The organism is Flavobacterium sp. MMLR14_040 (assembly GCF_033657265.1).
Classification (GTDB): domain Bacteria; phylum Bacteroidota; class Bacteroidia; order Flavobacteriales; family Flavobacteriaceae; genus Flavobacterium.
The window spans coordinates 37,301-60,627 of sequence record NZ_JAWVWO010000016.1; the positions used below are offsets into that span (position 1 = coordinate 37,301).

General features: G+C 33.2%; 25 protein-coding genes. 15 read left to right on the plus strand and 10 right to left on the minus strand.

The genetic code is table 11. The features are described 5' to 3' along the window. Nucleotides 1-39: 39 nt before the first annotated feature. From SD960_RS18075 to SD960_RS18105, 7 genes are all read right to left on the minus strand, one after another. Nucleotides 40-1,176 (minus strand): MFS transporter, encoded by a 1,137-nt coding sequence (locus SD960_RS18075; protein ID WP_318805152.1) that lies wholly within the window; start codon nucleotides 1,174-1,176, stop codon nucleotides 40-42. A 142-nt stretch (nucleotides 1,177-1,318) separates the two neighbouring features. After that, nucleotides 1,319-1,669 carry a cupin domain-containing protein gene (locus tag SD960_RS18080; protein WP_318805153.1) on the minus strand — a complete coding sequence of 117 codons (351 nt, stop codon included), beginning with the start codon at nucleotides 1,667-1,669 and terminating at the stop codon, nucleotides 1,319-1,321. A 50-nt stretch (nucleotides 1,670-1,719) separates the two neighbouring features. After that, the gene (locus SD960_RS18085) at nucleotides 1,720-2,583 is read right to left on the minus strand and encodes a sugar phosphate isomerase/epimerase (protein WP_318805154.1); all 864 of its coding nucleotides are present in this window, start codon (nucleotides 2,581-2,583) and stop codon (nucleotides 1,720-1,722) included. A gap of 43 nt (nucleotides 2,584-2,626) precedes the next feature. Further along, on the minus strand, nucleotides 2,627-3,157 hold the full coding sequence (locus SD960_RS18090) for an NAD(P)H-dependent oxidoreductase (RefSeq protein ID WP_318805155.1): 531 nt from the start codon (nucleotides 3,155-3,157) through the stop codon (nucleotides 2,627-2,629). A 6-nt stretch (nucleotides 3,158-3,163) separates the two neighbouring features. Further along, on the minus strand, nucleotides 3,164-4,069 hold the full coding sequence (locus SD960_RS18095; RefSeq protein ID WP_318805156.1) for an archaemetzincin: 906 nt from the start codon (nucleotides 4,067-4,069) through the stop codon (nucleotides 3,164-3,166). Nucleotides 4,070-4,204: 135 nt separating this feature from the next. After that, nucleotides 4,205-4,666, minus strand: a complete 462-nt coding sequence (locus SD960_RS18100; protein WP_318805157.1) for a nuclear transport factor 2 family protein — start codon at nucleotides 4,664-4,666, stop codon at nucleotides 4,205-4,207. Between the two features lie 81 nt (nucleotides 4,667-4,747). Then, on the minus strand, nucleotides 4,748-5,077 hold the full coding sequence (locus SD960_RS18105; RefSeq protein ID WP_318805158.1) for a hypothetical protein: 330 nt from the start codon (nucleotides 5,075-5,077) through the stop codon (nucleotides 4,748-4,750). 245 nt (nucleotides 5,078-5,322) lie between these two features. Between SD960_RS18105 and trmD the strand changes: the two genes are divergently transcribed. From trmD to uvrB, 13 genes are all read left to right on the plus strand, one after another. Continuing rightward, nucleotides 5,323-6,003 (plus strand): tRNA (guanosine(37)-N1)-methyltransferase TrmD, encoded by a 681-nt coding sequence (gene trmD / locus SD960_RS18110; protein ID WP_264536729.1) that lies wholly within the window; start codon nucleotides 5,323-5,325, stop codon nucleotides 6,001-6,003. Between the two features lie 238 nt (nucleotides 6,004-6,241). Continuing rightward, a complete protein-coding gene (gene rplS, locus SD960_RS18115; protein ID WP_007804248.1) occupies nucleotides 6,242-6,592 on the plus strand; it encodes a 50S ribosomal protein L19 in 351 nt (116 codons plus the stop codon). 282 nt (nucleotides 6,593-6,874) lie between these two features. Beyond that, nucleotides 6,875-9,097, plus strand: a complete 2,223-nt coding sequence (locus SD960_RS18120; protein ID WP_318805159.1) for an NADP-dependent isocitrate dehydrogenase — start codon at nucleotides 6,875-6,877, stop codon at nucleotides 9,095-9,097. Nucleotides 9,098-9,232: 135 nt separating this feature from the next. Continuing rightward, a complete protein-coding gene (locus tag SD960_RS18125) occupies nucleotides 9,233-11,617 on the plus strand; it encodes a TonB-dependent receptor (RefSeq protein WP_318805160.1) in 2,385 nt (794 codons plus the stop codon). A 37-nt stretch (nucleotides 11,618-11,654) separates the two neighbouring features. Then, nucleotides 11,655-12,476 carry a DUF4249 domain-containing protein gene (locus SD960_RS18130; RefSeq protein WP_318805161.1) on the plus strand — a complete coding sequence of 274 codons (822 nt, stop codon included), beginning with the start codon at nucleotides 11,655-11,657 and terminating at the stop codon, nucleotides 12,474-12,476. A 2-nt stretch (nucleotides 12,477-12,478) separates the two neighbouring features. Further along, nucleotides 12,479-12,958: a GyrI-like domain-containing protein gene (locus tag SD960_RS18135; RefSeq protein ID WP_318805162.1), complete on the plus strand. Its 480-nt coding sequence runs from the start codon at nucleotides 12,479-12,481 to the stop codon at nucleotides 12,956-12,958. A 7-nt stretch (nucleotides 12,959-12,965) separates the two neighbouring features. Next, nucleotides 12,966-13,406, plus strand: coding sequence for a DinB family protein (locus SD960_RS18140; protein WP_318805163.1), 441 nt, complete (start codon nucleotides 12,966-12,968; stop codon nucleotides 13,404-13,406). A 164-nt stretch (nucleotides 13,407-13,570) separates the two neighbouring features. Next, nucleotides 13,571-14,233: a thiamine diphosphokinase gene (locus SD960_RS18145; RefSeq protein ID WP_318805164.1), complete on the plus strand. Its 663-nt coding sequence runs from the start codon at nucleotides 13,571-13,573 to the stop codon at nucleotides 14,231-14,233. 134 nt (nucleotides 14,234-14,367) lie between these two features. Then, nucleotides 14,368-15,318, plus strand: a complete 951-nt coding sequence (gene rlmF / locus SD960_RS18150; RefSeq protein WP_318805165.1) for a 23S rRNA (adenine(1618)-N(6))-methyltransferase RlmF — start codon at nucleotides 14,368-14,370, stop codon at nucleotides 15,316-15,318. A 58-nt stretch (nucleotides 15,319-15,376) separates the two neighbouring features. Next, on the plus strand, nucleotides 15,377-15,607 hold the full coding sequence (locus SD960_RS18155; protein ID WP_318805166.1) for a hypothetical protein: 231 nt from the start codon (nucleotides 15,377-15,379) through the stop codon (nucleotides 15,605-15,607). Continuing rightward, on the plus strand, nucleotides 15,592-15,894 hold the full coding sequence (locus tag SD960_RS18160) for a type II toxin-antitoxin system RelE/ParE family toxin (RefSeq protein WP_318805167.1): 303 nt from the start codon (nucleotides 15,592-15,594) through the stop codon (nucleotides 15,892-15,894). Before SD960_RS18155 ends, SD960_RS18160 begins: the two co-directional genes overlap by 16 nt. 81 nt (nucleotides 15,895-15,975) lie before the next feature. After that, entirely contained in the window at nucleotides 15,976-16,914 is a 939-nt protein-coding gene (locus SD960_RS18165) for an alpha/beta hydrolase (RefSeq protein WP_318805168.1), read from the plus strand. A gap of 218 nt (nucleotides 16,915-17,132) precedes the next feature. Beyond that, entirely contained in the window at nucleotides 17,133-19,124 is a 1,992-nt protein-coding gene (gene uvrB / locus SD960_RS18170) for an excinuclease ABC subunit UvrB (RefSeq protein ID WP_318805169.1), read from the plus strand. On the opposite strand, the gene SD960_RS18175 is transcribed toward uvrB, so the two are convergent. Then, nucleotides 19,121-19,522 (minus strand): excinuclease ABC subunit B, encoded by a 402-nt coding sequence (locus tag SD960_RS18175; protein ID WP_073393058.1) that lies wholly within the window; start codon nucleotides 19,520-19,522, stop codon nucleotides 19,121-19,123. The genes uvrB and SD960_RS18175 overlap by 4 nt on opposite strands. Before the next feature lie 84 nt (nucleotides 19,523-19,606). Between SD960_RS18175 and SD960_RS18180 the strand changes: the two genes are divergently transcribed. Then, entirely contained in the window at nucleotides 19,607-20,617 is a 1,011-nt protein-coding gene (locus SD960_RS18180; protein ID WP_318805170.1) for a dipeptide epimerase, read from the plus strand. Between the two features lie 41 nt (nucleotides 20,618-20,658). After that, nucleotides 20,659-21,117: a DUF1456 family protein gene (locus SD960_RS18185; protein ID WP_318805171.1), complete on the plus strand. Its 459-nt coding sequence runs from the start codon at nucleotides 20,659-20,661 to the stop codon at nucleotides 21,115-21,117. Nucleotides 21,118-21,413: 296 nt separating this feature from the next. Here the strand turns inward: SD960_RS18185 and SD960_RS18190 are convergent, their stop codons facing one another. Both SD960_RS18190 and SD960_RS18195 read right to left on the minus strand, forming a co-directional pair. Next, nucleotides 21,414-22,121 carry a LytTR family DNA-binding domain-containing protein gene (locus SD960_RS18190; RefSeq protein WP_318805172.1) on the minus strand — a complete coding sequence of 236 codons (708 nt, stop codon included), beginning with the start codon at nucleotides 22,119-22,121 and terminating at the stop codon, nucleotides 21,414-21,416. Between the two features lie 3 nt (nucleotides 22,122-22,124). Beyond that, nucleotides 22,125-23,165, minus strand: coding sequence for a histidine kinase (locus tag SD960_RS18195; protein ID WP_318805173.1), 1,041 nt, complete (start codon nucleotides 23,163-23,165; stop codon nucleotides 22,125-22,127). Between the last annotated feature and the right edge of the window lie 162 nt (nucleotides 23,166-23,327).

Genomic DNA, 23,327 nt, shown 5'->3' on the forward strand with positions numbered 1-23,327 from the left:
TGCAAATTTACAAATTAATTCTCTATCAATTTGTGCTTTCTATTTTTTAGATTTTGATTTATAAGTAAGTCCGTAAACTGTTAATGCCAATATTGAAAGACCAACACAGCCAATAGTTACAGCATGCCAGCCGCCTAATTTCCATAATAACAATCCGTAGGCAGATCCTGCAGCTGTTCCTAAAAAGCTAAACGACATAAATACGGTATTTAGTCTGTTTCTGGCTTCCGGAAGCAGAGAATAAACACGGGTTTGGTTAGAAATATGAACGCCTTGAATTCCGATATCAATAAATACAATTCCAATCGCAATTCCGATTACACTTTCTGCTGAAAAGTAAAAAATCAAGAAACTTATTAATATCAATAAACAACCGTAACCAACCGCTACTCTCGATCCGCCCTTATCACCCATTTTTCCAACTAATGGTGCTGCCAAAGCCCCGGAAGCGCCCACAATTCCGAATAAACCAATTGTTGCACTATTAAAATGGAAAGGTTCTCCGGAAAGCAATAGTACCATCGTGGTCCAGAATGCACCAAATTGTGCAAAACTAAATACATTGATCATTGTCGCTTCGCGCAAAACAGGCTGTGTTTTTATAAGGGTAAAAAGTGACTGAATCAATTGACCGTAAGTTCCCTGAAACTGAGGTTTATTTATGGGGAATTTATTCTGAATAACAAAAAAGATCAAAAGACAAATTCCGGCCGCAATATAAAACATCGATCTCCAACCTAAAACCTGACCTATGAATCCGCTTAAAGTTCTGGAAAGTAAAATTCCGACCAATAAACCGCTCATAATGGTTCCAACAACTTTTCCTCGTTGTTCCTGCGCACTTAATGAAGCCGCCAATGGCAAAATAAGCTGCGGAACTATTGAAGTGATTCCGATAAGCAAGGAAGCAATTTGTAAAATAAAAAAACTTTTTGCAGTTGCCGCAATAAGCAATGCAATTACCGACGCAAAAGTGGTCATCAAAATTTGCTTTTTACGCTCGATTTTATCACCTAACGGAACCATGAAAAATAAACCAATTGCATATCCTGCTTGTGTAAGATATGTTATGGTTCCTGCATTGGCTTCCGGAATTTTAAATTCGTTGGCAATTAAAACAATTAAAGGCTGGCAGTAATAAAGATTTGCAACTATAAGTCCAGTGCAAACTGCCATAAATAAGACATTCGTTTTGGATAAATTCATAATGCAAAAATACCAATCTAATTTTAACCAAAACTTTAAAAAATGTATAAATTTTCCAAACTTAAAATCAAATCGGTCGGTTATTTTAAAGATTATATTGATTTTTAAAGCTTTATGATTTCATAAAATCTTCTCGCATCGGACTAAATACATCTGTTAAAAGTCCGCTTTCTAAACAAACCACACCATGAATTGCGTGTGGCGGAATATAAAAGCTATCGCCTTCTTTTAATGTTTGGGTAACACCAGAAATTGTAACATCGAATTTACCGCTCGAAACATAAGTCACCTGAGAATGATAATGTTCGTGCAAAACACCTATTCCACCTTTTTCAAAATGAACATTTACCAGCATTACTTTATCATCATAAGCCAGTATTTTGCGTTTTATTCCTTCGCCAACTACTTCCCATTCAATATCATCACCTTTTATAAATTCTTTACTTGTTCCGAAATTTTGCATATTTATTCTGATTTTATTCCTACAAAAATAAGGTTTCTAAATGAATTATTCTAAAGCAATTCTTTTGAAATAAAATCACTGCTGGTTTTAATAGACTCAAAAGAATTTGGATTGTAATTATTTTCCTGTTCAACAAAAAAATACTTCATTTCTGATTGTTTTGCTGCTGCAAAAATGGTTTTAAACTCAATTGAACCTGACCCAACTTCAGTATTTAAAGCTGGATTTAATTTGTCCATATCTTTAACATGCCACATTTTAAAACGTCCGGGATTTTCCTTAAACAATTTCAACGGATCATTTCCTGAGCGAACCACCCAATATAAATCCAGCTCGAAATAAACTAAATCTTTGTCTGTTTCTTTCAATAAAATTTCATATCCCGTAATTCCATCTTGTTTTTGAAATTCAAAATCATGATTATGATACGCTAATTTTAAGCCTGAAGCTTTGCACATTTTTGCAGCTTCATTTAAACGTGATGCTATTGTTTTAAAATCTTTTCTAAATGGCTCATCAACCCAGGGAATTGTCAAATACTCACTTTTTAAAACTTTTGCCGCTTCAATTGCCGCAATAAGCTCTGTGGTATTTCCATCATATAAAAAACTTCCTAAATTATAATGTCCGCTAACTGCTTTAAGCTGGTTTTCATCCAAAATTTTCTTCAATTCTATTGGCGAAATTCCCCAAAACTGATCTTTTGTAGAAAATCCATATGTCTCCACATTTGTATAACCCGCAGCGGCCACTTTTTGCAAGGTAGATTTTACATCTTTCGAAATTTCATCTCGCAATGTATATAACTGTAAACCAATTTCTTTTTTGTTCATAGTAAAAGCAAAAGATGGCATCGCTAAAACTGCTGCAGTAGCTAAACCGGAATTAATAACAAAAGTTCGTCTGGAAATCATTTTATCTTTTTTAAAAGTAAAAATAATCTTTTAAATCAACTCTTTAACTAAATTGACTTTCAAAATTACCTATAAAATCCTGAAGCGCAACTTCTGTTTCTTCGTTTATAATTTTTCCTTCTTCATTAATTTTTCCACGAATACCCTGAATTAAAAGTTGTGTATTGTTCTGAAATTTAGCTTCCAGCGTTTTCATTATAAGTAATAATTGCTCGTGACCTTTCTCCCCAGAAGCAGAAGCGGTTATTAACCCAATATTTTTATTTGAAAAAATAGTAGTCGAAACACACCATTCTAAAGCATTTTTCAAACTTCCGGGTAAACTAAAAACATATTCGGGAGTACAAATTAACACGCCATTTGCTTCATTTATTTTATTCCTAAAAAAGGTAACCTTATTTGGTGGGTTCTCATTATCCAAATCAGGATTGAAATGTGGTATTTCAGCCAGATCTTCAAATATTTCAACTTCGAATCCAGATTTAATATTATCCGAAATATATTTTAAAATTTTGAAGTTGCTAGAGTTTTTTCTGGTGCTGCCGGTTATGGCAAATATTTTTATTTTTCTCATTTCCATTTATTGAATAATTCCAATATCTTTTTTCATCAAATCAAATTCGTTGTTTAAGTCATTCTTTTTAAAATATTTTTCCAGATCACTCAATCTCTTTTTATTATCATATTGTATACACGAATTTAGTTTTCTTTGGCAGACAGAACATAATCTTATTGAATGCCTGTCGGTTTCTTCCATACTGTTAGTGCCATTCATTACACAATCAGCTGCGATACAATGATGCAAACCAAACATATGTCCAATTTCATGAGAACTTATTTTAAGCAATCGTGATAAACATAAATTGAAGTTTTCAGATGTTAATTCTCCATCCTGCAATCTATAAATTGAGCTCACAGCCACTTTATCATGATAAGAAGCCAAACCAAAAACATAATTCCATTCAGGCTTAGGATATAAATCCAATTCTGAAAGTCCCATTAAAGCAATTCTATTTAAAGGTTTTTCTTCTTTCAAAACATCATTTAAAAGATAACCAGCCAATAACTGTTCATGACCATACATCATTCTTCTGGAAGAATTTGGAACCACATCATTAGAAATAGGTGCTAAAGTTTTTGTTTTTAATTGAAAGAAAATTTCTAAATATTCATTAGCGAGCTTAATTTGTTTGTTTTGTAAAGAATTAAAATTTCCAATTGGTAAGATGTAAATAATATTTGCCTCATTTGTTGGCACAATATGTTTAGATATAAAGTATTGCTCAAAAGTTTGTCCTTTTTCTTTATGAGAAAATAACCAATCTCCATAAGCCGGTTGAGGCAATTTAAGATCATTATTTTTAATTTGCTTAAAATAAGAGGCTTCTTTCGGAACTTCTTTTGTTGCTTGCTGCGGAGTTTTATTTGTTTTTTCTTTATCGCAGAAACAAAATATTATAAAAATAAGAATAGCTAATTTTCTCATATACTTTTCGTTAAATATATTCAAAAATTAGCTATTCTTATTTTTCTATTTGGATTTCTTCTCAACTTTTTTTTTAAATTTCAATTTAGAAGAAAATATTGCAATTACGATTGTATTAACTAACAAACTCAATTTTTATTCCTCACCCTCTTCCTCAAAATTATCAAAATAAGTAAAATCTTTGGTAATCAATCCGTTGTCAATCGTGAAAATCGTACAAATTGGCAATTCAAACTTTGAATTATCTGGTGCATTTCCGGTAGAAACAAATTCTACAATAATATGATTTTCTCCGGAAGGATAAATCTGAATGACTTCATCATGCAAATCCGGAAAAATTTTATGCAATTCTGCGTATTTCTCTTCGGTTTGTTTACGGCTTTGTTTTACAATTCCTTTCCCTAAAGACGGATCTTTAAAATCAGCCGTTTCGGTATACATTTCCGACATCTTCTTCCAGTCATGTTGATTAAAAAGTTCAAAATATTGTTTGATCAACTTTTCATTATTAGAGATATTTATCATTTTCGACTGGTTTTGATTGTTACAGGAAATAGCTAAAAAAGAGGCATAAAAAAGGAGTATAATTTTTCTCATAAAGTGGTTTTAGATTCTGATTTTTAAGAATCTAAATATAATCAAAATGGTCGAAATTAAACTTTAAAATTAAAGCAGACTTTATTTCACAGCAATTTCCTGAGGTCGTAATTGCTTCTTTTCATTTTTTAGGGAATAAATTTTTCCTTCCTTATTTAAATAGACATAAACATAATCCCAATAAGCAGCACCAGCCATTCTAGGTTTTGTGGTATTTTGGTCTTCATAAATTTGGTTTGCATAGAGGAGTATTTCATTACCATTTGCAGAATCCTGAATTATACGAACCGGTGGTCCCCAAGTATTAATAAGGCTGTTTTTAGATTTTCCAAGCCAATTATCTGCTGTATTTTTAGAACCTGAACATGCGTACAAAATCAAGATGACGAGTACTAGGACAATTTTTTTCATAAGACGAATTATTTTTAGTGATTTAAATTTGGTGATCTAATAGTAGTAACATTCAGTCTTAAAAAAATTACACATAAAAAATACATCATTACAGAATTACCACTTATTTATCTATAAGCTAAATAGTTAACAACTTTAAAAGCATGAAAAATTACAGCCAAAAAGAACTTAAACGTTCTTATTTTTATTTTTAAAGTTCTCAGATATTACTTTGTATCTTTGCCGCTTAGAAAATATTGAAGAAAATGCGAATTGATATTATTACGATTTTGCCGGAATTATTAAAAAGTCCGTTTGAGGCTTCGATTATGAAACGTGCCATCGACAAAGGTTTGGTTGAAGTTCATTTTCATAATTTACGAGACTATACAACTAACAAACAAAAAAGTGTCGACGATTATCCGTTTGGGGGTGGCGCCGGAATGGTGATGACCGTTCAGCCTATTGATGCTTGTATTACTCATTTAAAAAGTGAGCGTGAGTATGATGAAATCATTTATATGTCGCCAGATGGAGAAACTTTAAATCAAAAAATGGCGAATACAATGTCGATGTATGAAAATATTATCATTTTATGCGGACATTATAAAGGTGTAGACCAACGTGTTCGTGATCATTTTATTACCAAAGAAATTTCGATTGGTGATTATGTTTTATCAGGAGGAGAATTAGGCGCTTTGGTTTTATCTGATGCTTTAATTCGATTAATTCCAGGGGTATTAAGTGATGAAACTTCGGCATTAACAGATAGTTTTCAGGATAATTTACTTTCAGGACCTATATATACAAGACCTGCAGATTATAAAGGATGGAAAGTTCCGGAAGTTTTAACCAGCGGTCATTTTGCCAAAATCGACAAATGGCGTGAAGATATGGCGTATGAACATACAAAGAACAGACGCCCGGATTTACTTGAAGGTCATTAAATTGTTTCAGGTTTCAGGTTGTTTTTGTTTCAAGTTCCAACTTTGCAATCCAACCTGAAACTTGAAACCTGAAACAAAAAAAAACACTATAAATAACTTTTTATCAGACACTTAAAATAATTTACAATTTATAATTCATAATTTATAATTATTTTCTACATTTGCACCCGAATTAGACTAACCTCTGGCGAGATCCGTGAATGTTGCTCTATTATAAAAAACCATAATTTAAGATATCATGGCAGATTTAATGAAATTCGTTCAAACCGAATTAGTTGCTAAAAAAGATTTCCCTGTTTTCGGAGCTGGAGATACTATCACAGTTTTCTACGAAATTAAAGAGGGTGAAAAAACAAGAACTCAGTTTTTTAAAGGAGTTGTTATTCAAAGAAGAGGTTCTGGTAACACAGAAACTTTTACTATTCGTAAAATGTCTGGTGCTATTGGTGTTGAGCGTATCTTCCCGGTAAACTTACCAGCTTTACAAAAAATTGAAATCAACAAAAAAGGAGCTGTACGTAGAGCTAGAATTTTCTACTTCAGAGAACTTACTGGTAAAAAAGCTAAGATTAAAGATAAAAGAAGATAATCATTTATCTCTTTGTTATAAAAAACTCGTTTCATATTATTTGAAACGAGTTTTTTTTATGCTTACTTTTTTAAAATAACAAAACAGCAATATTTTAATATCAAAATCATCGAATTAGCAATTTAACGTTGCCGAAATAACAATTTGATAATTCCGGTATTTATCCAGAAAACTACACCGTTTTCGGACTGTTTTTATTATATTTGCTCCGCTCATTTCGAGCCAACTATACCTTTTACATCGCTTACCCTTGGCGATACGATTATAAAAAAAAAAAAAAAAATGACACAGAATTCTAAAATTTATTACACCTTAACTGATGAGGCGCCTTTATTAGCGACTTATTCTTTTTTACCAATTGTTCAGGCATTTACAGCTACGGCTGGTATCGCAATCGAAACCAGAGACATCTCGTTGGCAGGTAGAATTTTATCAAATTTTCCTGAGGTTTTAACAGATGCTCAAAAAACCGGAGATGCTTTAGCTGAATTAGGTCAATTAGCTACACAACCAGAAGCTAATATTATTAAATTACCAAACGTATCTGCATCTGTACCGCAATTAAAAGCGGCTATTGCAGAATTACAATCTCATGGTTACAAAATTCCTGATTTTCCTGAAGAGCCTCAAAACGATGCTGAAAAAGAAATCAAAGCTAAATACGCTAAAGTATTAGGTTCTGCTGTAAACCCTGTTTTGCGTGAAGGAAATTCTGATCGTAGAGCACCAAGAGCAGTTAAGAATTTTGCAAAAGCAAATCCACACTCTATGGGTGCGTGGTCTGCTGACTCAAAAACTAAAGTAGCTTCAATGCCAAATGGTGATTTTTACGGAAGTGAAAAATCACTTACTGTTGCAGACGCTAATGATGTAAAAATTGAATTCGTTGCAAAAGACGGTACAACTACTGTTCTTAAAGCAAGTACGCCATTAAAAGCTGGCGAAATAATCGACAGTTCTGTTTTAAGTGTAAAAAAATTAAAATCTTTTGCTGCTGAAGCAATCGCTGAAGCAAAAAAAGAAGGTGTTTTACTTTCTGTGCATTTAAAAGCTACAATGATGAAAGTTTCAGATCCAATTATCTTTGGCGCTATCGTTGAAGTTTATTTTGCTGATCTTTTCAAAAAATATGAAACTTTATTTGCTGAATTAAATATTGATACCAGAAATGGTTTAGGTGATATCTACGCAAAAATTGCAGGAAGACCTGAACAAGCTGCAGTGGAAGCTGACATTACTAAAGCGATCGAAAACGGACCAGCTTTGGCAATGGTTAATTCTGACAAAGGAATTACAAACTTACACGTTCCATCTGATGTTATTGTTGATGCTTCTATGCCGGCAATGATTCGTACTTCTGGACAGATGTACAATAAAGAAGGAAAACAACAAGATACAATCGCTGTTATTCCAGACCGTTCTTACGCTGGAATTTATACTGCAACCATAGATTTCTGTAAAAAACACGGTGCTTTTGATCCTAAAACAATGGGAAGTGTTCCTAACGTAGGTTTGATGGCTCAAAAAGCAGAAGAATACGGATCTCACGATAAAACTTTCCAATTGCAAGCTGACGGAGTTGTTCGTGTAGTTGATAATAAAGGAACTGTTTTAATGGAGCAAAACGTTGAAACAAATGACATTTTCAGAATGTGTCAGGCAAAAGACGCTCCTATTCAGGACTGGGTTAAACTAGCTGTAAACAGAGCTCGTTTATCTGATACTCCTGCTGTTTTCTGGTTAGACGAAAACAGAGCGCATGACAGAGAATTGATTGCGAAAGTTCAAAAATATTTAAAAGATCACAACACTACAAACTTAGATATTCGCATCTTAAATCCTGTTGCTGCAACTGAATTTACTTTAGACAGAATTATCAAAGGTTTAGATACTATCTCTGTAACAGGAAACGTTTTACGTGATTACCTAACAGATTTATTCCCAATTTTAGAATTAGGAACTTCTGCAAAAATGTTATCTATCGTTCCGTTAATGAATGGTGGTGGATTGTTCGAAACCGGTGCAGGTGGTTCTGCTCCTAAACACGTTGAGCAATTTACAGAAGAAGGATATTTACGTTGGGATTCATTAGGAGAATTTTTAGCTCTTGGTGCTTCATTAGAGCATTTAGGACAAACTTTAGATAATTCTAAAGCAATTGTTTTAGCTGAAACTCTTGACGAAGCAAATGATAAATTCCTTGCAAACGATAAATCTCCAGCTCGTAAAGTAGGTCAGATTGATAACCGTGGTTCTCATTTCTACCTTGCTTTCTATTGGGCTCAGGCTTTGGCAGCACAAAATAAAGATGCTGAATTAAAAGCTATTTTCACTCCAATTGCAGCACAGTTTGAAGCTAACGAAGCTAAAATCGACGCTGAATTAATTGGTGCTCAAGGAAAACCTCAAACTCTTGGCGGTTACTACCAGCCAACTCCGGAGTTAGTAAGCAAAGCAATGCGCCCAAGTGCGACATTCAATGCAATTCTTGCCGAAATTAAATAAATAAAATGCTTACCCATTAAATATTAAAAAAGACAACCCGAAACGGTTGTCTTTTTTTTCTTAACTAATGTTTAACAAACCATACACTATAATATTTAGTAAGAATTATTATCTATGTAAATCAAAATCAAAACAATGATTACAAAAAAGTTTACTACGTTTCTAATTATTATTTTTACAATCTTTACTTCATTTGCTCAGGAAAAATTTACTTTAAGCGGTACCATAACCGACTTTAAAAATAATGAAACCTTAATTGGCGTCAACATTTACATTCCCGCACTAAAAATTGGAACCACAACTAATGAATACGGTTTTTATTCGCTTACGATTCCATCAGGTGAACATCAAATCGAGATAAGTTATGTTGGTTATCAAACCATTCAAAAAACAGTTGTTTTAAATCAAAATACCAAAAATAATTTTGCTTTAAACGAAGGCGGTGGCGAAGAACTTCAGGAAGTTGTTATTACCGACAATAAAGGAAAAATCAACATCAAATCGCCGGAAATGAGTGCCAATAAACTTTCGATTGCCACTATCAAAAAAATGCCGGTAGTTTTAGGTGAAGTCGATGTTTTAAAATCTATTTTATTACTTCCGGGCGTTACAAATGCAGGCGAAGGCGCATCCGGATTCAACGTTCGTGGCGGAGGTGCAGATCAAAATTTAATTTTATTAGACGAAGCAACGATATTTAATTCATCTCACGTCTTTGGGTTTTTCTCCGTTTTTAATCCTGACGCCATAAAAGATTTAAAGTTATACAAAGGTGGAATTCCCGCACGCTATGGCGGAAGAGCTTCCTCTGTTTTAGATATTTATCAAAAAGACGGAAGCAGTAAAGATTTCCATGTAAATGGAGGAATAGGATTAATTTCGAGCAGAATTCTTGCAGAAGGTCCGATAGTAAAAGATAGAGGTTCGTTTTTAATTGGAGGAAGAGCTTCTTACGCACACTTATTCTTAAAACTATCCGAAGAAAATAAAGATAACTCTGCGTATTTTTATGATTTAAATACCAAATTGAGTTATAAATTAAACGACAATAACAGTTTGTATTTATCGGGATATTTTGGTCGCGATGTGTTTAGTTTAAACAAAAGTTTTACGAATATTTATGGAAATTCAACTTTAAATCTTCGTTGGAATCATTTGTATTCTGATAAATTATTCTCGAATTTATCCTTGATTTACAGCGATTATTATTACGGTTTGGATCTTGATTTCGTTGGTTTCAAATGGGATTCCGGAATCAAAAATTACAATATCAAATACGATTTCAAAAACTATATTTCAGATAAATTCAAATTGAACTACGGTTTAAACGGAATCTATTACGAATTCAATCCCGGAACTATCAAACCAAGTAATGCCGAATCTGGAATTAATCCGGATCAGTTAGATAAAAAATACGCTTTTGAACCCGCCATTTATATTGATGCCGAAAATCAGCTTTCAAAAAAAATCACAGTCGCTTACGGATTGCGTTATAGCTTATTTTATCGTTTAGGTACTTCAACAATCAATTTATACGAAAACAACAATCCTGTTGTTTTCAATTCAGATTTGGAGATTTACGAAAAAGGAACGCCTATTGGAACTGAATATTATGGAAAAAATAAATCCATAAAAAACTATAATAATCTGGAACCGAGATTTTCAATTTCTTACCAGCTAAATGACGATCAGGCGGTAAAAGCGAGTTACAACCGAATGGCACAATATCTTCAGTTAATTTCGAATACCTCATCACCTACTCCGCTCGATGTCTGGATGCCAAGTGACACCTATATCAAACCACAAATTGCAGATCAGGTAGCTTTAGGTTATTTCAGAAATATAAATAATGGAGCATATTCTCTCGAAGTCGAAACTTATTATAAAGAAATTCAAAATCGTCTGGATTATATTGATGGCGCTGATTTGATTGCTAATAATGCCATCGAGCAGGTCATTTTAAACGGGCAAATGCGCGCTTATGGTTTAGAAATTATGTTCAAGAAAAATGAAGGCAAATTTAATGGATGGATATCCTATACATTGTCAAAATCTGAACAGCAAACCCCAGGAAGAACACCTGAAGAAACGGGAATAAATAACGGACAATGGTACAATTCTGCTTATGACAAAACGCATAATTTAGCCATTACTTCTGCATATAATTTAAACGAAAAATGGTCTTTTGGGGCTAATTTTGCCTTACAATCAGGGCAGCCGGTTACGTATCCGAACGGGCAATATCAGTATCTCGGCATTACTGTTCCGAGCTATGGTTTACGAAACGAACATCGCTTACCGGCTTATCATCACCTTGATGTTTCTGCTACTTTAACACCAAGAAGCAATAAAGACAGAAACTGGAAAGGCGAATGGGTTTTTAGTATTTACAACTTATACAATAGACAAAACGCAGCGTCTATAAACTTCCGTCAAAATGTCGATACAGGTTATAATGAGGCTGTAAAAACATCTATTTTCGGAATTGTTCCTGCTGTTAGTTATAATTTCAAGTTTTAAAAATCAATTTCTGTCAAAAGAATTAAAAATACAAATCATGAAAAAAGCAATCTTGTTAATCGTATTTTTCATATCGATTTTCTTCACAAGCTGTGAAGAAGTTGTTGATGTTGACTTAGATACTGCTCCATCAAAATTAGTAATCGAAGGTGCCATAAACTGGCAAAAAGGAACCACAGGCGCACAACAAACAATAAAATTAACCACTACTACGGGTTATTTTGAAAATGTAATCCCAACTGTTTCGGGAGCAACTGTATTTGTAAAAAACAGTGCAGGAGAACAATTTGATTTTGTTGAAGTTCCTAACTCAGGGCGATATGTTTGTAATAATTTCAAACCTGTAATCGACGAGCAATATACTTTAACCGTTATCAGCAACGGAAATACTTATACCGCAAGCGAAATCATGAAATCTGTTGCTCCAATAACCCGAATGGAACAAAATAACGAAGGAGGATTTACAGGAAAAGACATTGAAGTAAGAGCTTTTTACAATGATCCTGCAGGTGTAGACAACTTTTATCTGTACAATTACGAATACTCAAATAAAATTACCTCAAATTACTATGTTGATGACGATAAATTCTTTCAGGGCAATGAATTTTTCAGCCTTTCAGACGATGATGAATTAGAGCCCGGAGACAAAATCAATATAACACATTATGGTATTTCAAAACAATATTATAATTACATGAGTATCCTGGTTAGTATTGCGGGCAGTAATGTGGGCGGACCATTCCAGTCTCCTCCTGCCACTGTAAAAGGAAACATCATGAACTCGACAGACAAAAGCAATTATCCTTTGGGTTATTTTTCTCTTAGCGAAACCGATTCAAAAACATTTATTATAGAATAAACATGGAAGCCAGAATTGAAAATTTAGCAGAAAAAAAATTAATCGGCAATTACATCAAAATGAATTTTATCGAAAATAAAACATTTCAGTTATGGAATGGTTTTATGCCACGACGAAAGGAAATCAAAAACCCAATTGACTCCAATTTATATTCTCTTGAAGTATTTCCGGTTGGGCATTTTGATAATTTTGACCCTGGCAGTTCCTTTCAAAAATGGGCTGCAATAGAAGTTACTGACTTTGAAGAAATTCCTTCTGAAATGGAAACCTTAATTATTCCGTCTGGTTTATATGCAGTTTTTACACACAAAGGCCCGGCAAGTGAAGGTCACAAAACCTATCATTCTATTTTTGTTGAATGGCTTCCAAATTCAGCATATACGGTTGATGAAAGACCTCATTTTGCAATTATGGGTGAAAAATATAAAAAAGAAGATCCAAATTCTGAAGAAGACATCTGGATTCCGATAAAAACTAAATAATAAGATTATGCTCATCGAAACTTTAAAATCTTTATTTAACCGCGACCTGAACAAACTGAAAATAGAAATTGAATCGTACCAAACTGAAAATCAGCTTTGGGCAATCGATAAAAACATTTCCAATTCGGCAGGAAATCTTTGTTTGCATTTAATAGGCAATATCAATACTTATATTGGTGCCGAACTTGGAAAAACAGGCTACATTCGCGACAGACCTTTGGAATTTTCATTAAAGGATATTCCTAAATCAGAATTAATCAGCAAAATTGACGCTACAATTCTGGTAGTCAATAACGTTTTTGATTCTGTAACCGAAGCCGATTTAGAAGCTATTTATCCACAAATTGTTTTCGAAAAAGAAATGACTACAGGATATTTTCTGGTTCATCTTTCCACACATTTGGCGTATCATTTAGGGCAGATAAATTATCACAGGCGTCTTGTTTAATTTTAGATTTTAGATTGAAAATTACATACTAAAAAATATTTGCCACAGATTAATCTTTTAAATCTTTTAATCTGTGGCAAAAAAATCTAAAATCTAAAATCTAAAATCTGAACTCTAAAATCTAAAATACTACCCGTACCTTTGCATCACAAAAAAAAATCAGCATGTCATCACACCATATAGTTCGCGACGATCAGGAACCTGCTTTAATTATTGCCAACGGAGCTGCTTGCAATCCCGAATTATTAGGACAATTACTGGAATGGTCTCCGCTTGTTGTTGTGCTTGATTCTGCTATTGAAAGAGTTATCGAACTAGACATTAAAGTCGATGTACTTTTAGGAGATTTCGATCGTGGTTTTGATCCCGAAATTTATAAAACCTCGCAATATCCTATCGAAATTGTATATGCACCGGATCAAAACAAAACAGATCTTGAAAAAGCTTTTGATTATTTGATAGAAAGAAAAATTCCTGCTGTAAATGTTGTTTGGGCAACCGGAAAACGCGCAGATCATACCATTACAAACTTAACCAATATCGTTCGTTATCGCGATTTACTTAAAATTGTAATTCTAGACGATCATTCTAAAATATTTTTATTACCCAGAAAATTCGAGAAATGGTATACTGCCAGAACGCCAATTTCTTTAATTCCAATTGGTGTTGTAAATGGTATTAATTCAACCAATTTACAATATCAATTAGAAAACGATACCCTTACAATGGGTTACAGAACCGGCAGCAGCAATTCAGTCGCTCAGGACGGACTTGTAACAATCACACACAATAATGGCGATTTATTATTGATGGAATGTAATGATTAAGTTGCCATCCTAAGTGTAATATTAACTAAATTAATCATAGAATTAAAATTGGAATTTGTGATTTAAAAGAATTGGAATTTACAGAAGCACTTTCCTCCAAAAGGAATGACTATCTTTGCACCCAAATTCACAAAATGAAAGCAACAGACAATTCTGAAAAAAATATTTTACATCCTCGAAATCTTCATCGTTCCCGTTATGATTTTGAGCTTCTTATCTCCAATTGTCCAGAACTAAAAAGTCACGTTGCGATCAACATTCACGGAAGTGAGACTATTGATTTCAGCAATCCTGTTTCGGTTAAATTACTTAATAAAGCATTATTACAAACGTATTACGATATTCAAAACTGGAGTATTCCTAAAAATTACCTTTGTCCGCCCATTCCCGGAAGAGCCGATTATATTCATTATTTAGCCGATTTACTAGCAGAAACCAATAATGGAATTATTCCGCAAGGTTCTTCTGTTTTAGGTTTAGATATAGGTACAGGAGCAAATTGCATTTATCCAATTTTAGGAAATGCCATTTACGACTGGAGTTTTGTAGGAACAGATATAGATCTAAACGCTATTCAAAATTGCAGCAAAATTATTGAAGCAAATCCAAAATTGATTGATGCAATAAGTTTACAGCAACAAACCGAATCCCGTTTTATTTTTAAAAATATTATTACTCCAGAAGACCGATTTACTTTTACGATCTGTAATCCTCCTTTTCATTCTTCTGCCGAAGATGCCAATCAGAGTACAGTAAGAAAAGTTTCGAATTTAAATCCGAAGGAAAAGAAAAATACAAATCCGGTTTTAAACTTTGGCGGTCACAATGCCGAATTATGGTGCGACGGAGGAGAACTTGGCTTTGTAACCCAAATGATTTTTGAAAGCGCCAAATATGCCATGCAATGCTTATGGTTTACAACTTTGGTTTCAAAAAGAGATAATCTTTCGAGCATTTATAGAACCTTAAACAAGGTAAACGCAGCTTCAATAAAAACAATTGATATGGCTCAAGGCCAAAAAACAAGCCGAATTGTAGCGTGGACTTTTTTGAGCGAGGCGCAGCAAAAAGCGTGGAAAATTTAAGACTCATTAAATAACCTTTTAATTTATTGTTTTGTAACTTCGTGTAAATTATAACGCTATGAATACTCTTGAACTTAAAAATATTTTGATTTCTGAAATAGCAAAAATTGATGATGAATCATTTTTATCAGCTTTGAAAACAATTTTGGATAGCCGAAAACCCACTCCTAAAAATTATGCTGAACAATATAATGAAGAACTAAAAGTAGCCGAACAAGAAATTCAGAATGGAAATTTTTATTCTCATAATGAGGTTAAAGATAAGATTGAGCAATGGAAAAAGAAATAATTTGGTCGAATACTGCTCAAAATCAGCTTGAAAAAATTTATTTCCATTTAGTAAAACAATCAAAGAACAATAGCACAACTAATAAAATAATTGACAAAATTTTTAGTTCTGTTACCATCTTAAAAACAAATTGGGAAATTTACGAGCTAGATGAAATGAAAATTTCAAATAATGGAAATTATCGTGCTTACGAAGTTTACAGCTATCGAATTTCCTATAAAATTTCTACAGACAAAATTCAAATTTTACGAATAAGACATACAAGTCGAAATCCAAAAACATTATAATTATGATACTTTAAATCAAAATTATAATATTCGTGAAATTTATATTAATGTTACCTTTAATGTAAATTGAATTTCACCATTATGTCAAAATTACTACCTAAATTTCTCTTATTGTTCCTAATCGTTGGTTGTGCTTCTTCCAAAAAAGTAAAATTTGACGATTATATATTTCATACAAAAAAAGAAAAAACCACTTATACAACATCTTACAATAAGGCTCTCAAACTTTGGGATGTTCCTTACACCGAAGAAGATATAAAAACGAGTTTTGGAACAGTGCACGTTATTATGGCTGGTTCTAAAAACGATAAGCCGCTGGTTTTACTCCACGGAATGGATGCCAGCTCAACTATGTGGTATCCAAATATTAAAGCTTTAACAAAAAATCATCGCATATACGCCATTGATTTTATAATGGAACCTGGGAAATCAACACTAACCGCAAAACCACTTTCATCAGAAGATATAGTTACATTATACAACGAAATTTTCAATCATTATAAATTAAAGAATTTTGATATTGTAGGCGCTTCTCGCGGAGGCTGGATTGCAACATTATTAGCCACTCAAAAAACAAATTCAATAGATAAAATTGTTTTACTGAGCCCGGCGCAAACTTTTAAATTTATCGATAAAGTTGGCAAAACTACCTCAGCTTTAATGTTAAAGCTTTTTCCGAGTGAAAAGAAATTTGGCAAAACATTAGAAACATTCTCGACACATCCCGAAAAAATTAGTCCGATATATAAACGACAATTTTATTTGGCAAATAAGTATGCAAAATCAAATTCGAGTATGCTTAAAATGACACCTTTTTCGAATGAAGAATTAAGATTAATATCAAATCCGGTTTTAATTTTAATTGGCGATCGTGATGTTATAAATGGTGATGATAGTGTAGAACGTGCAAAAGAATATTTACCGCACAGCAAAACCAAAACGATAAAAGATGCCGGGCATTTTTTAAGCATCGATCAGTCGAAAATCGTTAATGATGCCATGATTGACTTTTTAAAATAGCAACGATTTTTTGCCACGAATTTCACTAATTTCCGCGAATTAATTTAAAATTGATTTTCGCATTTTACAAATTATATAATTTCGTAAGAGAACCCTAATTCATTACATAATAATAGTAAGTCGTGAAAATTCGTGAAATTCCTGGCAACCCTTTTTTATCTTTTTTATAGATTTCAAACTTCGTATCTTTACAAAACCAAATTTTTCATACGCCAAAAATGAAGTTTCAAGTTTCCTCAGAATATAGTCCGAAAGGCGATCAGCCACAAGCCATACAAAAATTGGCACAAGGTATTGTCGATGGTGATAAATATCAAACTTTATTGGGAGTTACAGGTTCCGGTAAAACTTTTACCGTTGCCAATGTGATCCAGGAAGTACAAAGGCCTACCTTAGTTTTGGCACATAACAAGACTTTGGCAGCACAGCTGTATTCAGAATTCAAACAGTTTTTCCCTAATAATGCGGTTGAATATTTCGTTTCTTACTACGATTATTATCAACCGGAAGCTTTTATGCCTGTAACAGGTGTTTTCATCGAAAAAGATTTATCTATCAATGAAGAGCTTGAAAAAATGCGTTTGAGCACCACTTCTTCCCTACTTTCAGGGCGTCGAGATATTTTGGTTGTAGCTTCGGTTTCTTGTTTGTACGGTATTGGAAATCCTGTTGAATTTAAGAAAAACGTAATCGAAATTTTCAGGGATCAGGTTATTTCAAGAACCAAACTATTACACAGTTTAGTACAAAGTTTATATGCCAGAACTGAAGCCGATTTTAATCCCGGAACATTCAGAATTAAAGGTGATACTGTTGAAGTGTATCCAAGTTATGCTGATGATGCATTTAGAATTCATTTTTTTGGAGATGAAATTGAAGAAATAGAATCCTTTGATGCCAAGACCTCACAAGTCATTGAAAAATTTAAAAGACTGACGATTTACCCTGCCAATATGTTTGTGACTTCTCCGGAAGTTTTACAAGGTGCTATTTGGGAAATTCAGCAGGATTTGGTAAAACAGGTTGATTATTTTAAGGAAATAGGAAAACACCTGGAAGCAAAACGTTTGGAAGAACGAACCAATTTCGACTTAGAAATGATTCGGGAATTAGGTTATTGCTCGGGAATTGAGAATTACTCTCGTTATCTTGACGGGAGACAAGCCGGAACAAGGCCTTTTTGTTTGTTAGATTATTTTCCAAATGATTATTTGATGGTGGTTGACGAAAGTCACGTAACCGTTTCGCAAGTTCATGCCATGTACGGAGGCGACCGCAGCCGTAAAGAAAACCTGGTTGAATATGGTTTCCGTTTACCGGCCGCAATGGACAACAGACCTTTGAAATTTGAAGAATTTGAAGCCTTGCAAAATCAGGTTATTTATGTATCGGCAACTCCGGCGGATTATGAATTACAAAAATCTGACGGAATTTATGTTGAGCAAATCATTCGTCCGACAGGATTATTAGATCCTATTATTGAAGTTAGACCTAGTTTAAATCAGATTGATGATTTAATTGAAGAAATTCAGGTACGCTGCGAGTTAGACGAAAGAGTTTTAGTGACTACTTTAACCAAAAGAATGGCCGAGGAACTAGCCAAATATCTGACCAAAGTAAATATTCGCTGTCGTTATATTCACTCAGAAGTTGATACTTTGGAACGAATCGAAATCATGCAGGATTTACGTAAAGGTATTTTTGATGTTTTAATTGGAGTAAACTTACTTCGTGAAGGTCTGGATTTACCCGAAGTTTCGCTGGTGGCAATTCTTGATGCTGATAAAGAAGGTTTTTTACGTAATCATAAATCGCTAACCCAAACAATTGGTCGTGCGGCAAGAAATTTAAATGGAAGAGCCATTATGTATGCTGATAAAATTACGGGAAGTATGCAGAAAACGATTGATGAAACGAATTATCGAAGAACGAAACAAATAAACTATAACGTCGAAAATAATGTTACGCCTCAGGCTTTAAACAAAAAAATCGAAAGTGCGTTTACCAAGAATCCATTAGTAGAATACGAATTAGGACATACACTTTCTGCAGCTGCTGAACCCGAAACGGCTTATATGTCTAAAGCAGAATTAGAAAAAATGATTCGCGAAAAACGAAAATCAATGGAGAAAGCGGCAAAAGAATTAGACTTTCTTCAGGCTGCAAAATTGCGTGATGATATTAAAAAGCTACAGGAACAATTGCTTTAATTGTGTTGTTCCTGAAAAACTTTTAATAGCTTTTTAGGATCAATCATTGCGTTTGGCGCATTTTTCATTAAATCTAAAACACGCTTTGTAGCCGTTGGGTTTAGTCCCATTTCAATGGCAATTTGCTGAATTGCTTTTGCTTCTTTTTCATGCAAAATTCCATCGCAATGCATGATCAAAGCCAATCTGTAAAACTGCTGAATACGCTGAAATTCTGATTTTATAATTTGCGGAATATTTTCCTGATGAAATAAATCCTGGAAAAGCTTCTGGTCAATATTTAATTCCTGTGCAACAAGCCACAAGAATTCTAATTCGCGTTTGTGCAACTCACCATCGACTGTCGAAAAAGCAATCATTTCTAAAAGTAAACTTCTCTTTTCTTCTTCGGTATTCATCAAATTTATTATTTTTAGCTAAAATATTGTTTTTAAACATAAAACACAAAAAATAGTACGCTTCAAATATATCTACTGTCATATATGAAACTAATAATAAGAGCCTACGACCTTAAATTAAAACACACTTTTAGGATTTCAAGAAAATCAATCGATTTCCAGCCTTCTCTTATTGTTGAATTACAAGAAGATAATTTTTCAGGTTTTGGAGAAGCAACTTCTAATCCGTACTATAATATTACTATTGAAATTCTTCAAAATGATATTGAACAGATCAGAACTTTAATTGAAGCAACATCAAACGAAACTCCTGATGAATTCTGGAATAAAATAAATCTCCATTTAGCCCATAATCCTTTTGCTTTATGCGCTTTAGATAATGCATATCATGACTTATATGCCCGAAAAAAAGGCAAAAAATTATATGAATTATGGAATTATGATATTTCACATAATCCGTTAACGAATTATACAATTGGGATTGGAAGCATCGAAAATATGATTACCAAAATGGAAGAACTTCCGTGGCCAATTTATAAAATAAAATTGGGCACTCCTGATGATATTGCGATCGTAACCGAATTACGAAAACACAGTAATGCCATATTTAGGGTTGATGCCAATTGCGCATGGACAGTCGATGAAACTTTGTCAAATGCTGAAATTTTAAAAAGTTTGAATGTTGAATTTATCGAACAACCTTTAAAAGCAAATGATTGGGAAGGACAACGTGAAGTTTTCAAAAATTCGGTTTTATCCATTATAGCCGATGAAAGTTGCATTACTGAAAGTGATATTGCAAAATGTCACAATCATTTTCATGGAGTAAATATTAAACTGATGAAGTGTGGCGGAATTACACCCGGAAAAAGAATGATTGCCGAGGCTAAAAAATTGGAATTAAAAACAATGGTGGGCTGTATGACAGAATCTACGGTTGGAATTTCTGCAATCGCGCATTTACTTCCTGAATTAGATTACGTCGATATGGACGGCGCATTACTATTAGCAGAAGATATTGCCAGCGGTGTTACTATTAAAAACGGAAAAACATATTATCCTGAGAGAACGGGAACGGGCGTAATTTTGTTCTGACTTTCCTTCTAAAATAATGTACCTTTGTAAAAAATTAAACGATGACGAACAACGATATCTTAAAAAAACTTCGCGTGGCTTTGATGCTCCGTGATGACCAAATAGTTGAAATTTTAGAATTGGTAGATTTTAGAATTTCAAAATCAGAATTAGGAGCTTTTTTTAGAGCTGAAGATCATGAAAATTACATGGAATGCGGAGATCAGGTTTTGCGCAATTTCCTTAACGGATTGGTAATTCATTTGAGAGGAACAAAAGAAAATCCTAAAAACCCAAATGACGTTTTAGCAAAACATAAAGCAGAAATTCCGAAGAAAGACAGCACTAAAGAAAGACCTGAATTTAAAGCAAGTCCAAAAGATGCTGAAAAAGGAAGAGGCGATAAAGCACCTTCTAAAACTGGACCTGCAGCTAAAAAACCTTTTAAGAAAAAACCAGCTTCTCCAAAAGTACAAGTTGTTGAGAAAGTGATTTACAAAAACGGTAAGAATAAGAAATAATTAATTGCTCTAAAGTTTAACCTCAAGGAGCGCTAAGATTTACGCAAAGTTCGCAACGCTTATATTTAGCTTTGCGAACTTTGCAGTTTAAAAAGATTATAGCTACATCCTATTTTCAAATATAGCCCGCGGTTTCAACCGCGGGAACCGTTCATAGGTAAGATACACATTGGGTCCCTGCGGTTGAAACCGCAGGCTATATTCGCAAATCTTTATGCAGATAGCTTTGCGAACTTCGCGTTTATATTGAACTTACAATTAAAAACCTTAGCGCCCTTTGCGGTTAAATTAAAACCCTAAATTTTATTTTCTTCTATTTTCTCAAAGAAAGAATCTTTAAAAGTAGCCCCAATCGGCAGCTCTTTTTCATTTATAAAAACAGAAAAATTATCTGTTGATTCAATATGTTTCAAAGAAATAACATATGATTTATGTATCTGAATAAAATCTGCTGAAGGCAATGATTCTAATACATTTTTTAAGGATGAATGTGTAATGATCTGTTGCTGTTTAGTATGAATACAAACATAATTCTGAAGACTTTCTACATACAAAATATCACTCAGGGAAATCTTCTGAAATTTATTCTTTCCATCGGTTTTAATGAATAAAAAATCGGGTGCAGTATTCTGAGCAGCAACAACTGTTTTGTGTCCGGAATTCAATTTTGTGACAGCCTGATAAAAGCGTTCAAATGAAATTGGTTTTAATAAATAATCAACTGCGTTTAACTCAAATCCTTCTAAAGCAAAATCTGGATATGCCGTTGTAAAAATCACTTTTATATCTTTTGAAATGATTCTTGAAATCTGCAAACCCGTCAATTGAGGCATTTGAATATCCAAAAAGATAACATCAACAACTTGTGAGTTTAAAAATTCCAATGCTTTTAATGAGTCATTAAAAACAGCTGCTTTTTCTAAGAAATTTACTTTTCCGATATAGTTTTCGAGAATACGCGTTGCTGGCGGTTCATCATCAACAATAATACATTTTAAAGCCATAAATTATTTTCTTAATGGTATTTTTAAGTAGCTTTTAAAGGTATTGTTTTCTTCTGTTTTTTCAAGTACAAATTGGTCTTTATAAGTGTATTCCAACCTTTTTATCAGGTTCACAAAACCAATTCCGGTTGAAGAATAATTTTCACCTCCAACATTATAGTTAAAAGTTGAGATTTCTAAAAAACCTTCTTTTATACGAATTGAAATAACTGCTTTTTCTTTTTCATTATTAAATTTTCCATGCTTAAAAACATTCTCTACAAAATGAATTAACGCCGACGAAAGAACTTTTTCATTCGAATAATTTCCTTCAATAGTAAAATCCAAAAACAACTGATCTTCAAATCGTTTTTTCTGCAAATGAATGTAGTTTTGAATGAATTGAATTTCTTTTGAAAGCACCGCTTCATCTTTGTCTGTTTCTGTAATCACGTAGCGAAGCAAATCAGAAAGAACCAAAACATCTGCCGCCATTTCATCTTCTTTTAAAATAAGCTGACTGTAAAAAGAATTTAATGTATTAAACAAAAAATGCGGGCTAACTTGCGCTTTCAGCATTTGAAATTGAGCTTTTTTGTTTTCTAAAAGCAATTCCTGATTTTGTTGCTGAGTATGCTGGAACTGCCAAAACAAATAACTCAACATACTAAAAATAATAGACGGTAGACCAAAGAAAAAATTGTCTTTAATGTAAAAGATTACTTCTCTGCTTCTTTCAAAATAATTATGAACTCCCGTAAATTGAAACATAATCACTTCCTGAAAAAAGTATCTGACACCCGCAAAAATGAGTAAAGAAAATGGGACACTCAAAAAATAAAAATGAATTTTCTTTTTATTGAGAAACCAATCGCATACCGTATAAAAATTGATAATATAAACCACAAAAACGGAAAGAATAAAAGTCGAGGTCATCCAGAAATAGAACATGGTCTCCTGTACCATCTCAATTCGGTTGTTGATTCCGTAATCCCAGAGACAGTAAGTTAAAAACAATCCGAGAAAAAGAATGATATGGTAGTAAAAAGGAATTTTAAGCTTCATAATATCAGTTATAAGTTCAAAAATACAATTATGACTTTAAAGAAAAACGTTGTTTATATGAAACCTTACTTTTTACTGACCAACCGTGGAAAACGTTACACGAAAATTTTTAAAACAAAATTTCAGCAGTTGATCCAATGAAACTTGTAGTTCATCAAAAAC